The sequence below is a fragment of the Desulfitobacterium hafniense DCB-2 genome, assembly GCF_000021925.1.
Lineage (GTDB): Bacteria > Bacillota > Desulfitobacteriia > Desulfitobacteriales > Desulfitobacteriaceae > Desulfitobacterium > Desulfitobacterium hafniense.
In genome coordinates, this window is the sequence record NC_011830.1 from 4,306,927 (window position 1) to 4,320,864 (window position 13,938).

Below are 13,938 nucleotides of genomic sequence, written 5' to 3' on the forward strand. Positions count from 1 at the left end.
CGGCACTCTAAGATTTGACCCGTTTGAGCTTGGCACCTACACTGCGGTATTTTTCCTCCAGATTATCATAGCCGCGATCGATATGTCCCACCTTTTCCAGCACAGTAGCTTCTTCGGCAGCTAAAGCCGCCAGAAAAAGTGCGGCTCCCGCCCGCAGATCCGTAGCCTCTACAAAGGCGCCCTCCAGACTTTTCACACCGCGGATAATAGCTGTCCGCCCTTCCACAGTAATTTGAGCCCCCATGCGGCGAAGTTCATCCACATGCTGAAAACGGTTTTCGAAAATGGTTTCAGTAATGATGCTGGTCCCCTCAGCCATGGACAGCAGGGCCATGAATTGAGGCTGCATATCCGTTGGAAAACCGGGATGAGGCATAGTTTTGCAATCCACTCCCTTGATTCTCCTCTTGCCCTTGACCCGAATCGTGTCATCCCCGAGGATGATCTCCGCCCCCGCTTGCAGCAGTTTAGCCGTCACAGGCTCTAAATGCTCAGGAATCACATTGCTGATTTCAATATCTCCCTGAGTCATTACGGCGGCCACCATATGGGTCCCCGCCTCGATCCGATCCGGTATCACCGTATGCTCCACAGGATAGAGCTTGCTCACTCCTTCAATGCGCAGAACATCCATGCCGGCACCGCGGACTTTTGCCCCCATCTTGTTCAGGAAATTCTGCAGATCGATAATCTCCGGCTCCCTGGCCGCATTGTAGATAGTGGTGGTTCCTTTAGCCAGGACAGCCGCCATCATGAGGTTTTCCGTAGCTCCTACGCTGGGGAGATCCAAATAAATCTTAGCCCCTTGGAGCTGATCCGCCCAAGCCTCGATATAACCATGTTTTTCTTTAACCTTGACCCCCAGTTCCTGGAGGCCCTTGATGTGTTGATCCATGGGCCGCGAACCAATCGCACACCCGCCCGGTTTGGAGATGCGCACCCGCCCGTTGCGAGCCAGTATGGGACCAAGGATAAGATTAGAGGCTCGCATTTGACGCATCAGTCCTTCATCCACTTCCCAGCGGGCCAGGTCTGAAGCATCTACAAGCAAAGCCTCTTTTTGATCTTCCACATGAGCACCGAGATATTCCAGCACTTCGATCATATTGCTGATATCTGCTAAATGGGGAATATCCAATAACGTGGTTTTTCCCGAAACCAGCAAAGAAGCTGCCAGTAAAGGTAGGGATGAGTTTTTGGCTCCACTATTACGCAGTCTACCTTCCAACTGTTGTTTTCCGGTAATGACATAGCGATCCATCGCCATGAAAGATTCCTCCCTCTTAGCTGGGTGGGATGTACCGCACCTCAGTCTTTAACTCAACACCGAACTGATGATGAACATCCTTTTGTATTTCCCTAATCAAGGCTAATACATCGCGGGCCGTGGCATTTCCTTGGTTTACTATAAAATTGGCGTGCTTTGAGGATACTTGAGCTCCGCCTAATCGCTTTCCCTTCCAACCGGCTTCCTCGATTAAACGTCCCGCCGAACCTCCGGGAGGATTGCGGAACACACTTCCTGCATTAGGCAGCTCCAAAGGCTGGGCTGCTTTGCGCCTGGCCAGGTTCTCACTCATGGTGGCCTGGATCACATCCGGATCTCCGGGTTTCAGGTGAAAAACTCCCTCCAGGACAATGGCCTGATCCCGTAAGGAACACTCCCTATAACCAAACTGTATGTCTTCTTTAGCAAGCCGCTGCACTTCTCCCTCTGGAGCCAGGATTTTAACCTCTTCCAAAATATCCTGGATGCTCCCTCCATGGGCTCCCGCATTCATAACGACCGCTCCACCCACTGTGCCCGGAATCCCCCGGGCAAACTCCAATCCCGTCAAGCCGCGATCGGCTGCCTCTTGAGACAGCCGGGCCAAAGAATATCCCGCTCCCACAGTGACCCGTTCAGAATCCCATACAGACTGAGCTAAGCCCGTGCTGATCACCGTTACCCCGGGTAATCCTTCATCCGGAAACAGCACATTGGAACCCCGGCCAAATAAGCGAAACGGTATGCCCTGCTCCTGACACTTAAGCCAAATTTCCCGGAGCTCTTCCTCACTTTCCGGCCAACAGACAGTTTCAGCCAGTCCCCCTATACGCCAGGTATTCAATTTCTGCAGAGGGTACCGGTGCTCGATCCGTCCCCTCATCCCTTGCCATGTCATTGGTATACCACCTTATGTTCATCATATCATAGGCGCGCCGGATACTCCGCCAGGGAACCCCCAGCTGGAGCGCCTGCAGCACTACTGTATATACCGCGTCATCCAGGGGTTTATTCCCACAAGGGGCAACATCCCCCAGATATTCGAAGCGGTCTTTATCCCCATAGAATTCCACCTGCTCTCCCTGACAAACCCAACAGCTTTCAGTGAGAACCAGCTGGGGCCGGCGTCCAAAGCTCTCATGACCCCAACCCCCTGTAAGCCAGCTTTCAGGGATGATCCAATGCAGGCCGTTATTGATGCGAACCTCCCATTGACCTTCCTCGGTCTGCCACAGCAATGACGGTTCAAATCCGGCACAATCCAATATTTTCCACAGAAAAGGTTCATCATCTCCTACCCCGGAATTTACCGGGAGGATGATCTCTTCTTCCCAATACCTATGTAGGAACTCCGTCAGTTCAGTTTGCATAAGCCCTCGGGAGAGGCCCCATTGCCGGTGAGGATCCTCCTGAGGGATTCCGGGCCAATAGAGAATTTCTGTGGGTCCTGCATCGGATGCATCATACAGCTCCTCTTCCAGACCCGGGATTGTTCCATCTGCCCAATCGACGCTAGCTTCAGGTGATGCTTCTCTGACTATAACATCTCTATGCAGGGCATTCAACAGAGAAAGAATTCCTTGCCACTCATCCCTATCTCGGGGAACGAGAAGTAATATTTTCCGCTTAGGCCACAAAGCAACCCACTCCCTTCCTTCTGACTGTCATATGTTATGCAGCACAGTCAGAAGGTGTGAAAGGACGGAGATTATTTCCAGGCCGTATCCAGGCAGACTTTGACGATCTTATTAAGGGCATCGGGCTGACCCAGACTCCGGGCGGCTTGAGCCATCTTGCGCAGCTTTTCAGGCTTTTCTATAAGCCCTTGCACCAAGGCCCAGAGATTTTCACCGGTTAGATCTTTATCCAGAATAACACAGGCGGCACCATCTTTCTCCAGAGCCCTGGCGTTGAATTCCTGATGGTTTTCAGCTGCCAAAGGATAAGGGATAAGAATCCCCGGTTTGCCAGCTACCATAATCTCAGCTAAGGTCGTTGCTCCGGCCCGCCCCACGAATAAATCAGCACAGGCCATAGCCTCGGGCATATCCTTGAGGTATTCAAGGACCCGCCAGTTTTCCCTCTGCCACTGAATCCCCTGAGTCTTTAAACTCTCCAGAGTTTCCTGATAGGTCGCTTTACCGGTAGCCCAAATGACTTGAATATCTTTTCTGCCTGCCAAATGCTTAAGCACTGTGGGCATGGCTTGATTAATACTGCGGGCGCCCCGGCTTCCCCCTGTGACAAGGAGGGTCAGACAATCAGAGCGCAGCCCTAAACATGCCGCCCCTCTCTCCCGGGATATGTTCCCTATCTCAGGGCGAACGGGCAAACCCGTCAAAACCAACTTCCGCCTCACACCGAAGTGAGCAATGCTCTCCGGGAAGGTCACCATGACCTTGCGCACAAAACGGGTGAGAATCTTATTGGTAATCCCCGGCAGTGCATTTTGCTCATGGAGCAAGGTCGGAATCCCAAATAAGGCCGCAGTCAATACGACCGGCCCTGCTACATATCCTCCCGTTCCCACCACAAGATCCGGTTTAAATTTTTTGAGAATCTGTTTGGTCTCCCATAGGGCTTTAAAACTCTTGCCCCCGACTTTGAGAGTTTCCAGGCTGAGTTTGCGGGGCAGCCCCTGCCCGGAAACTCCTGCAAATTCAAGCCCGGCCTCAGGAACCAGGCGCGCTTCCATCCCTTCCCGAGTGCCTATGTAAAGAATTTCAGCATCCGGCTGGTGGACGAGAATCCCTTTGGCGATGGCCAGAGCCGGATAGATATGGCCCCCTGTTCCTCCACCTGTTACAATCACGCGCATGGAATTCTGCTCCCTTCGTGTTTGGTAAGTTTGCTTGGGTTGCTGCTTAGTGTTTTATTAGCTTGTTTTGGATAGTTCTCTCGCTCTTTAGGTATTACTCTGAAGTTAAGTCTCCAGGATTTTGCTATCCGCGGTCACTCTATAAAGCTGCGCGGACCAATCTAATCGCTCAAGCACTCCGCTCCGCCGGGACGCCGCCCAAATCGCTCCTGCTCAATGGGCGGTTGGAAACGTCCTGTTTCCAACCCGGCTCCGCTGCGTACTTTTCGCGAAGATTGGTTTCCGCTCGCTTTGAAGGCGTTTCCCGCTGTATAGCAAAATCCTTGGGTCCCACTTATAAGTATATGTAAGGGTGTGCTTCTTGAGACTCTTCAATCGATCCCGCAAGCTCCTTTGCACAAGCCCTGCAAGCTCTGCCCCACCACCCAAAGACGCACTCCTCAGACTAATCCCGCAAGCGAGCTTGCAATTACAGTAAGCGAGGCTTTTACGGGAGCAGTTAAGCAAACTTGGGCTAAACTGCTCCCCAGACTGCGGGACGGGTCACACGGACGTGACCCGCGCCCTATTGAGCAGGAGCGATTTAGGGCGGAATCCCGCCGCTTGCAAAAGGCAGTTTAGCCCTTAGTTTGCTCTGCGACCGTAACTTCCGAGCGTCTGTAATCGCAACTCCCTTGCACAAATTCCTGCGAAGTCTCCCTTACGCAAACTCCGCAAGCCAGCCCCAAGCGTCGCTAGCGCGACTCCCGCGAAATATTCAAAAGCACTCCTACCCCCAGCATGGTAAACACCAGAGACGTCCCGCCATAGCTTAGGAACGGCAGGGTGATTCCCGTCACGGGAAGCACTCCGCTGACCACACCCATATTGATCATCGCCTGTATGCACACCATCCCTGTCAGCCCCACAGCCAGAAAGCCGGTAAAAGCATCCGGTGCTCCCATAGCCACCCGGAACCCCCGCCAGGCAAACAGGAAGAAGAGCAGAATGACGAGAGTGGCTCCTACAAAGCCCAGTTCCTCCCCGATCATAGCGAAGATAAAATCCGTATGATTCTCCGGGAGATAAAGAAACTTCTGTTTGCTTTGCCCCAGGCCTAAGCCAAAAAGCCCGCCCGGCCCCAAAGCAAGCAACGCCTGAATCGTTTGATATCCCTTTCCCGAAGGATCCACCCAGGGATCCAGGAAGGCAAAAATCCGGTTCATGCGATAGGGTTCCGCTATAATGGCGGCCACCACCAAACCCACACCGGTGCCCCCTAAACCGATAATATGGCTGGCTCTGGCACCTGCGGCTATGAGCATAAAGAAAGTCACTCCGGCGATCACAAGGGTTGTTCCCAAATCAGGCTGGAGCATAATCAGGCCCGCAACAAGACCCAAAAGCCCCAATACGGGAAGCAGACCATGCCGAAAAGACCTAATCTTATGCGGATCAATGGCTAAGATGTTGGCCATGACCAAAACCATGGCCAACTTGATCACTTCAGAAGGTTGAATGGATAAAGGACCCAGACCAATCCAGCGGTCAGCACCATTAACCCTGCGCCCGATCCCGGGAATCTTAACCATGATCAGGAGGACAATAGCGATAATAAGAGCCGGCTTTGCCCAACGGCGCATAAGGTCCAAATCCAGGGTCATGGCCAGAATCATCGCCACTAAGCCAGCGACAACCCACATCACCTCCATTTTCAGAAAGTGATAGGGATCGTCATACATCACATATCCTTTCACAGCGCTGGAACTGTACACCATTACGATTCCTATCGTAAGGAGCGCCAGGATTGCTCCAAGTAAGACCAGATCAGGGCGACGGCGTCTTGGCATGTTTTAGTTCCCCCTTTGAAAATTTAAATGGGTTCCCTATAATGCCTACGCACTAACTCCTTAAAGAATTCCCCTCTTTCTTCATAACTCTTAAACATATCCCAACTTGTACAAGCCGGTGAGAGCAAAACCACATTTCCAGGCTCTGCTTCGGCAATGGCCAGCTCCACAGCCTCTGCAAAGGTCTCAGCCCGCAGGTAATGCCGAATTCCTGTATCTTTGGCCGCCTGCTCCATCTCAGCCGCCGCCGAGCCGACCAGGACAAGGCTTTTCACCTGTTCCTTAACCGTTTTCATGAAATCATGGAAATCCAAGCCTTTGTTTTTCCCCCCGGCAATAAGAACGATGGGCTCTTCAAAGGCATATAAGGCTTTTTCTGCCGCATCAGGATTAGTCCCTTTGGAATCATTAATAAAAAGGATCCCCTCATAGGTCCCTACCACTTCCTGACGGTGTTCAACCCCTTTAAACTCCCGGAGGCCTTGAGCGATCTCCTCCCAGGAAAGTCCCAGCTCCCTCACCGCCGCGATGGAAGCCATAATGTTTTCCAGATTATGATTACCCCTGAGCTGAAGTTCCCTGCGCTTGATGATGGGAGTGATCTTCCCGTCCCTGGCGAGAACAATCTCATCCCCTTGCACTCCGTATCCCTCTGCCAAGAGAGAAGTAGGGCTAAAGAAGACCACCCGGGCCTTGAGATGAGGAGCCAACTCACGAACCCTGGCATCATCCCAGTTTAAAATGGCACAATCCGACGGCCTTTGCTTCTCAAAAATCCGGGCCTTGGCTGCCAGATAATTCTCCAGGGTCCCGTGACGATCTAAATGATCAGGGGTCACATTGAGGAGAATCCCCACATTCATACAGAGACTGTCCACCAATTCCAACTGAAAACTGGAAAGCTCGGCTACGATAATCCCTTCCTCATCCAGGTTCTCCACCTGATCGCTTAAGGCCACGCCGATATTGCCGGCGACCAGAGTTGATTTTCCGGTCCGCCTGGCCAGTTCCCCAATCAATGTGGTGGTAGTGGTTTTCCCATTGGTACCTGTCACGCCAATCTTGAAGGCCGGATGATCTCTCAAGGCAAGCTCAACCTCACTCCAAACCAAAGCCCCCTGAGCAATCCCCTCTTGAATAAAGGGAAGTTGGGGGGATACTCCGGGAGAAAGAACGATCACTTCAGCTTCCACCTCATGCCATTGCGGGATATGCCCCAACACAAGTTGTCCATCCGGCAAGCCCAATTCTAAGATACCACTGAGTTGATCCGGCTCCTTTTGATCCGTTAAGATGACGCGGGCGCCCAGGGCTTTCAGTCTTTTAACTGCCGCCAAGCCACTTCTTCCAGCACCGACGACCAATACTTTTTTTTTCTTTAAATTCATTCTTTCACCCTCTTGAAAAAATCAAGCTCAGAACATTCCAGCCATGTAAGCTATTACCCCAAGCACACCGCAAAGAAGAGAAGCCAGCCAAAAAACCATGACGACCTTCCATTCATTCCAACCGCCCAGTTCAAAATGGTGATGCAATGGGCTCATGCGGAAGATCCGTTTACCCGTAGTCTGATAGGAAAAAACCTGTAAAATAACCGAAATTGCCTCAACCACATAGACCCCGCCAATAATCAGGAGAATAAGCTCCGTTTTGGTCAGCACAGCTAAGCCGACCAAGGCTCCCCCCAAGGCTAAGGAACCCGTATCCCCCATAAAGACCCGGGCCGGGTTTTTATTAAAGCGGAGAAAGCCGAAACATCCTCCGACAGCGGCCGCCGCAAAGACGGCAAGATCGGATTCATAGGCCAGAATAGCCACTCCGCCCCCCTGGGAAGCGGCCAGCGTAGCGATGCTAACGTAGCTCAGCATACTGAACAGGGTGGTGCCTGCCGCCAGGCCGTCCAGTCCATCCGTCAGATTGACGGCATTGGTAATCCCCACGATGATGAAGGAGACAAAAGGATAGTAGAATAAACCTAACTCCAAATGAATGGAGGTAAAGGGAATCACAAGATCCGTCCCCCGCCCCAGATAGCGATTGGCCCCCCAGGTCAGGAGCAACGCCAGGGCTATTTGGCCGATCAACTTTTGGTATGCCCTCAGACCCAAAGAGCGGTGCAGCACCACTTTGATAAAATCATCAATAAAACCGATCAGACCGTATCCCAGCATGGCACTAATCACCATGACCATTTCCAGAGACGTGGGTTTTTCCGCCATGATCAGAGCACTTACGACAATCCCCACTAAAAAGATAATACCACCCATGGTGGGCGTTCCAGCCTTAGCTAAATGCCGTTTAGGGCCTTCCTCACGAATAGTCTGGCCAAATTTCATCACCCGTAAAACGGGAATCATCAACGGCCCAAGTATTAAAGTGATCATCAGCGCTAAAGCAGCAGCCAAAAATATGCGTTCCCACATGGATTAATTCCTTCCTTTACTCTCAGCATAGCGACACACTAATCTTTGCGAAGTGCCCTTGTGACTTCTTCCATTTTCATACCACGAGAAGCTTTGATTAAGACCCAGGTGCCTTGATTTAAACCTGCCAGCAACTCCCGGGCTTTCTTGATCGCCCCCTCGCGCTCAGGAAAAGAATGAATCCTTTGGGGTGATAACCCCTTTTCCAAAGCTCCGCGAGCAATTTCCTCAGCCAGCGGACCAACGGTGATCAGTTCAGAGATTCCCAGGTCGGCTACCGTCTGCCCCACTTCATAATGCCCCGCCCGGCAGGATTGCCCCAGTTCATACATTTCTCCCAGTATGGCAAGAGTGGACTCCCCCCCTCTTTCCTTTAAGACCTGCAGGGAGGCCTTCATCGAGGTCGGGTTGGCATTATAGACATCACTGATTAAGGTGCTGCCCCCTGGTCCCGGTTGAAGCTCCAGGCGCATCCTGGATAGTTCCATGGCAGCCAGCCCCCGGCATCCCTCTTCCAGGGATACATTCAAGAGAACCCCGACACTGAGGGCGGCCAGTGCATCCAGCACATTATGCTCTCCCGGCAGGGGCAGGCGAACCGTAACCGACGAAGCGGCTTGCTTTTCTCCTAGTGGGACAAGGGACCTGTCCCCGTGTCCCATTTCCGCTTGAAAGCAGGTTCCCAGAGTACCGAAGGGTGTCAGAGACCTTCCCCGCAGATCGGGCTCGTGGAATCTCCCTTCCAGGCCATAGAAGAAGGTCCGATGTGAGTCATGCTCAGCCTGCTTCACACTCCACTCATCCTCCCCATTGAGGACGGCGCTCCCTGTCTCAGGAAGGGCTTCAATCAGCTCCCACTTAGCCCGGGCAATAGCTTCTTGTGAACCTAAAAGCTCCATATGGGTCGTGCCAATATTGGTTATAACACCGATATCCGGGCAGGCTATATCACATAAAAAAGCAATTTGCCCCAATCCGCGCATGCCCATCTCTAAAATAAGAACTTCCGTATTCTCGGTCGCCTTTAAAATAGTCATAGGAAGGCCCAACTCATTGTTTTGGTTCTCTAAATTTTTATGGGTGCGGTATTTTTCACTTAAGACCGCCGCTACCATATCTTTGGTGGTGGTTTTCCCATTGCTGCCTGTGATGGCCACCACTTTGGCCCCCAACTCCTTACGCCAGGCCTGAGCCAAGGTCTGCATAGCGGCAAGGCCGGACTCCACCCGGATCAGGGCTTTGCCCTCAGGAACCCGGACTTCCCGGCGGTGTTCCAACCGTTCCTTCTCCCCGATCACCACCGAGGCGCCTTTCTGCCAGGCCCCCTCAATATAATCATGTCCGTCCGTCCGCTCGCCCACTAAGGCAAAAAAGATCTCCCCTGCTTTGACCCCCCGGCTGTCGATACAACAGCCGGAAGCCCTGACCTGGGAATCACCTGTCAATTCCCCCCGGACCAAATCGGCAATCCTTTGGCTATCCCACATAACCGAGCCTCCTTAAGGCTTCCCGGGCTACTTCCCGATCATCAAAGGGGAACACATCCTTGCCGATGATCTGATAGTCCTCATGGCCTTTTCCGGCAATCAGCACCGTATCCCCTTCCTTGGCCAGCAGGCAGGCACATTCAATCGCCTCCCGGCGGTTCACATTAGCAGTATAATCGATTCCCTCGATACCCTCCAGAATGTCCCGGATGATCTGCCGGGGATCCTCGGTACGGGGATTATCTGAAGTAACGATCACATGATCGCTGAGTTCCTCGGCAATGGCTCCCATCTGGGGCCTTTTTCCTTTATCCCGATCCCCGCCGCAGCCAAAGACCGTAATCAGACGTCCTTGGGTAAACTCCTGAGCTGTTCGGCAAACATTCTCCAGTCCATCAGGAGTATGAGCATAATCGACGATGATCTGAAAGGGCTGCCCCATCCGCACGCTTTCAAAGCGTCCCGGAACCCCCTGAACCGCTGCCAGGGCTTCACGAACCTGCCCCGGGCTTCTTCCGCTCTCCACCCCCCAGGCAAAAGCCGCCAGAGCGTTATACACGCTGAACATGCCCGGGGTTGAGTATTCCACCTGCTCTGCTTCGCCCTTAAAACGAACCGTGAATTTCACGCCATCGGCAGTCAGCAGGATATCTTCTGCCCGATAATCCAGAAGATCGGCGTTAACGCCATAGGTCACCACAGGGGCGGCGGAAAGCCGGATCAAGGTCTCTGCAGCCGGATCATCCCCGTTAACAACCCCCACCTTAGGTTCTTTAACCCCGGTAAGACCGCTGAAAAGTTGGGCTTTCGCCTGGAGGTACTCCTCCATTGTTTTATGATAATCCAAATGATCTTGTGTCAAATTGCTGAAAATACCTGCGTCAAATTCGCATCCTGTTACCCGCCCGAAAACCAAGGCATGGGAAGAGACTTCCATGACAGCCAATTGCACCCCTTCATCCACCATTTCCTTGAGCAGCTTCTGGAGATCAATGGCCTCCGGGGTGGTCCGGTTTCCCGGCAGTTCCCTGCCCGCGATGCGGGCTCCTAAAGTGCCGATTAAACCCACCTTCTTACCTTCCCCTGCAGCAATACTCTCCACAAGATAGGTAATGGTGGTTTTCCCATTGGTACCGGTTACCCCCACCACTTCCAATTTAGCGGCAGGATGATCATAGAGGTTGGCTGCAAGATTTCCCATAACCTCCCGCACCTTCTTCACTTGGAGCTGAGGAATATCAAGAGGGAGAATCCGTTCCACCAGTAAGGCAGCTGCTCCTTGAGCAATGGCTTGGGCTGCAAAGTCATGGCCGTCCACATTCATTCCGGGTACACAGGCATAGAGGTCTCCGGGCTGAACCTGGCGGGAATCCATAACCATCCCCTGGATCAGAGTATCTTGATCTCCAACATGATTCACAATTTCAATTCCGGATGCAATCTCTGAGAGTCTTTTGCGAACAGACTTCACCCTCATCACTACCTTTCAACTCTATTATAGACAGTAAAAATCTATTGCAATCATTGGCTTAAGGGCTGCCGCCAGGGCATTTGCAGCATGGTTTCTATGTCGATATCCACTTCCTCTTCCACGGCCCACCAGTTGCCTGAAGTGGGTGCTCCCGCCTCGGAACCAAGATAGAGCAGCACCGAGGATCCCTCTTCCACTTTAGAATCCCCATGAGGAATTTGGTCCTGAACAACCGTTCCACTGCCCTCCGTCAGGACGGTAAAACCGGCTTGCCGCAGAGACTTTTCGGCCTCGGCCAGAGTCAGCCCGAGAACAGAGGGGACCGTTGCCGCTTTTTTCACTGGAGGTATCTGCATATCCAAGCGGGGTTTGCCCAGCGTCAGAGGGGCTTTCAGATCCATTTCCACACCTAAGTATTTCAAAGAATCCTGCAGCACCCCTCTCACCGGCGGAGCCGCCACAGATCCCCCGTAAAAGGGCACACCATCGATCACACAAAGGATGGCCAGCTGGGGATTATCGGCCGGAGCAAAGGCGATAAAGGAAGCAATATATTCCCCTTGTATGTACGCCCCATTGGCAACTTTTTGGGCGGTCCCGGTCTTGCCCGCCACCCGGTATCCGGGCAGAAAGGCCCGGTAACCCGTGCCGTTGGTGACCACAGACTCCAGCATCTGCCGGGCAGTTTTCGAAGTACCCTCGCTGATCACACGCCGCACGTCCTGAGGTTCAAAGGATTCCACCACGTTCCCCGAAGGTCCCACGATCTCTTTAACCAATTGGGGCTTCATCAGGTTCCCGCCGTTAGCTACTGCGGAAACTGCCGTAAGCAGCTGAATGGCCGTCACATTATTGGTTTGCCCGATCGACATGGTGGCAAGATCCAAGGCAGTGGCTCTCTTTTTCCCGGCTAAAATTCCTACAGCTTCACCGGACATTTCGATTCCCGTTTTCTGACCAAAACCGAAGTCATGGAGGTATTTATAGAATTTATCCATACCCAGGCGCTGGCCCATGGCGACAAACCCTGGGTTGCAGGAGTTTTCCACGACCTGAGTGAAGGTCTGGCTGCCATGGCCCCCACGCTTCCAGCAATGAACGGTTTTACCCAGGATGGTCACTCCTCCCGGATCAAAAAAACCTTCCTGAGGACTGATCTTCTTTTCCTCAAGGGCAGCCGCCAACGTGATAATCTTAAAAGTGGAACCTGGTTCATAGCCGTTTTGAATCGCTATATTGCGCCGGGTACTCTGATCATAGTTGTTGTAATAATTAGGATCATAGGTAGGCGCCGAAGCAAGAGCCAAGACCTGCCCGGTATTGGGATCCATAACCAGGATGGTGCCGCTCTTGGGGACCTGCCCATTCATATTATCCCCTTGGCCGGACATCAGCTTCTGCAGTTCCCGCTCCGCAAAAGCCTGAATATTTTTATCAATGGTCAGACGCACCGTATTGCCATTCTTCGGGGAAACATACATTTGATTGGCAAAGGGCAAAGGGATACCATTGGCAGCAAACTCTGTCAATACGGCACCCGGGACTCCGTTCAACTCGGAATCCCTAGTCAACTCTATTCCTTCTAACCCCTGGTTGTCAATCCCCGCAAAGCCAATAATATGTGCAGCTAAGGTGCTGTTGGGGTAATAACGCACACTATCCTCAGTAATCCCAATCCCAGGCAGCTCTAAGGCCCGGACTTGAGCCGCCACCTCTGCCGTCACCCTTTTCTTGACATATTCCAAAGCCGATCGCTTGGTTATTCTTTCCATAACCTGCTCCGGTCCCATCTCCAAGAGGCCGGACAAAGCATGGGCGATCTCCTCCGCTCTGCCGGAGGAGCGAACTTGGGCAGGCACCGCATAGACAGTCTCGGTACTGACACTCATGGCCAGCACCTCCCCGTTGCGATCCTCAATATTTCCCCTTTTGGCTGCTACAGGAACTCCCCGATAATGGCTTTCATCAGCCTTATCGCTTAAAATCGCCCCCTGAGCCAATTGCACAAAGGCCAGTCGGACAATCAGCACCACCAAAAAAGCACTGACACAGAAAAAAAGAAAGGCGATACGTTTGCGCATGACGACATAAGGACTCATCGTCCCACCCCCTATTCTAGGGCGTCACAGCAAACTCTACCGCCTTTGATCGTTTATCGTTGCGTGGAAGCAAAAAAGCTTGTAAATTTCTGCGAAATCTGTTCCAAAGCGGAAGGTTCTTTAACGACCTCTTCGGCTTTGGCCGGTGTTGACTGGACGCCCATTTCAGTCTTGGCGACAGGCAAGGTTCCAGCCACATAGACCGTTCCCGCAGGTTTTTCCATGCCCATGGCAAGTGCAGCACTTTCAATCCGGCTTACCGAGCGCAGTTTATCCACTTGGGCTTGCAGAAGATCGTTATTAGCCTTCAGGTCGGCAATCTCCTTCTGGGTCGCCCGGATTTGTGCTCCCTTAACCACCGTCAGATTAATGGTTTCCGCGGCAAAAACTGTCGCTACGGCCACCACTAAACTCAAGATAAGTACACTTTTCCAGTGAGAACGGGGCTTCTCCCTATGGACAGGTTTTTTTGCTTTGCGGGGTCTCTTCTCTATGGGCTGTTCCCATTCAATTTTTTCCTGCGCTAATACCAAAGGTATTCCTC

At 52.5% G+C, this 13,938-nt stretch carries 11 protein-coding genes; all 11 read right to left on the reverse strand.

The features are described 5' to 3' along the window. Nucleotides 1-7: 7 nt before the first annotated feature. Nucleotides 8-1,267 carry a UDP-N-acetylglucosamine 1-carboxyvinyltransferase gene (gene murA, locus DHAF_RS20250; RefSeq protein ID WP_015944992.1) on the reverse strand — a complete coding sequence of 420 codons (1,260 nt, stop codon included), beginning with the start codon at nucleotides 1,265-1,267 and terminating at the stop codon, nucleotides 8-10. 16 nt (nucleotides 1,268-1,283) lie between these two features. Beyond that, nucleotides 1,284-2,165, reverse strand: coding sequence for a UDP-N-acetylmuramate dehydrogenase (gene murB / locus DHAF_RS20255; protein WP_015944993.1), 882 nt, complete (start codon nucleotides 2,163-2,165; stop codon nucleotides 1,284-1,286). Next, nucleotides 2,080-2,904, reverse strand: coding sequence for a hypothetical protein (locus DHAF_RS20260; protein WP_041272008.1), 825 nt, complete (start codon nucleotides 2,902-2,904; stop codon nucleotides 2,080-2,082). Before DHAF_RS20260 ends, murB begins: the two co-directional genes overlap by 86 nt. Before the next feature lie 71 nt (nucleotides 2,905-2,975). Beyond that, nucleotides 2,976-4,085, reverse strand: coding sequence for an undecaprenyldiphospho-muramoylpentapeptide beta-N-acetylglucosaminyltransferase (gene murG / locus DHAF_RS20265; protein WP_015944994.1), 1,110 nt, complete (start codon nucleotides 4,083-4,085; stop codon nucleotides 2,976-2,978). 734 nt (nucleotides 4,086-4,819) lie between these two features. Continuing rightward, nucleotides 4,820-5,914 carry a stage V sporulation protein E gene (gene spoVE / locus DHAF_RS20275; RefSeq protein ID WP_015944995.1) on the reverse strand — a complete coding sequence of 365 codons (1,095 nt, stop codon included), beginning with the start codon at nucleotides 5,912-5,914 and terminating at the stop codon, nucleotides 4,820-4,822. A 23-nt stretch (nucleotides 5,915-5,937) separates the two neighbouring features. Further along, entirely contained in the window at nucleotides 5,938-7,302 is a 1,365-nt protein-coding gene (gene murD / locus DHAF_RS20280; RefSeq protein ID WP_015944996.1) for a UDP-N-acetylmuramoyl-L-alanine--D-glutamate ligase, read from the reverse strand. 27 nt (nucleotides 7,303-7,329) lie between these two features. After that, nucleotides 7,330-8,337 carry a phospho-N-acetylmuramoyl-pentapeptide-transferase gene (mraY, locus tag DHAF_RS20285; RefSeq protein WP_015944997.1) on the reverse strand — a complete coding sequence of 336 codons (1,008 nt, stop codon included), beginning with the start codon at nucleotides 8,335-8,337 and terminating at the stop codon, nucleotides 7,330-7,332. Between the two features lie 38 nt (nucleotides 8,338-8,375). Next, the gene (locus DHAF_RS20290) at nucleotides 8,376-9,824 is read right to left on the reverse strand and encodes a UDP-N-acetylmuramoyl-tripeptide--D-alanyl-D-alanine ligase (protein WP_005811392.1); all 1,449 of its coding nucleotides are present in this window, start codon (nucleotides 9,822-9,824) and stop codon (nucleotides 8,376-8,378) included. Next, on the reverse strand, nucleotides 9,814-11,301 hold the full coding sequence (locus tag DHAF_RS20295) for a UDP-N-acetylmuramoyl-L-alanyl-D-glutamate--2,6-diaminopimelate ligase (protein WP_015944998.1): 1,488 nt from the start codon (nucleotides 11,299-11,301) through the stop codon (nucleotides 9,814-9,816). The genes DHAF_RS20290 and DHAF_RS20295 overlap by 11 nt, the downstream gene beginning before the upstream one ends. A gap of 44 nt (nucleotides 11,302-11,345) precedes the next feature. After that, nucleotides 11,346-13,394 carry a stage V sporulation protein D gene (locus DHAF_RS20300; RefSeq protein WP_015944999.1) on the reverse strand — a complete coding sequence of 683 codons (2,049 nt, stop codon included), beginning with the start codon at nucleotides 13,392-13,394 and terminating at the stop codon, nucleotides 11,346-11,348. A 53-nt stretch (nucleotides 13,395-13,447) separates the two neighbouring features. Further along, nucleotides 13,448-13,927 (reverse strand): septum formation initiator family protein, encoded by a 480-nt coding sequence (locus DHAF_RS20305; RefSeq protein WP_015945000.1) that lies wholly within the window; start codon nucleotides 13,925-13,927, stop codon nucleotides 13,448-13,450. Between the last annotated feature and the right edge of the window lie 11 nt (nucleotides 13,928-13,938).

Bases quoted from the DNA above. Each gene is read 5' to 3' on its own strand.
- murA (WP_015944992.1), bottom strand. From the start codon at position 1,267: ATGGCGATGGATCGCTATGTCATTACCGGAAAACAACAGTTGGAAGGT.
- murB (WP_015944993.1), bottom strand. From the start codon at position 2,165: ATGACATGGCAAGGGATGAGGGGACGGATCGAGCACCGGTACCCTCTG.
- murG (WP_015944994.1), bottom strand. From the start codon at position 4,085: ATGCGCGTGATTGTAACAGGTGGAGGAACAGGGGGCCATATCTATCCG.
- spoVE (WP_015944995.1), bottom strand. From the start codon at position 5,914: ATGCCAAGACGCCGTCGCCCTGATCTGGTCTTACTTGGAGCAATCCTG.
- murD (WP_015944996.1), bottom strand. From the start codon at position 7,302: ATGAATTTAAAGAAAAAAAAAGTATTGGTCGTCGGTGCTGGAAGAAGT.
- mraY (WP_015944997.1), bottom strand. From the start codon at position 8,337: ATGTGGGAACGCATATTTTTGGCTGCTGCTTTAGCGCTGATGATCACT.
- DHAF_RS20290 (WP_005811392.1), bottom strand. From the start codon at position 9,824: ATGTGGGATAGCCAAAGGATTGCCGATTTGGTCCGGGGGGAATTGACA.
- DHAF_RS20295 (WP_015944998.1), bottom strand. From the start codon at position 11,301: ATGAGGGTGAAGTCTGTTCGCAAAAGACTCTCAGAGATTGCATCCGGA.
- DHAF_RS20300 (WP_015944999.1), bottom strand. From the start codon at position 13,394: ATGAGTCCTTATGTCGTCATGCGCAAACGTATCGCCTTTCTTTTTTTC.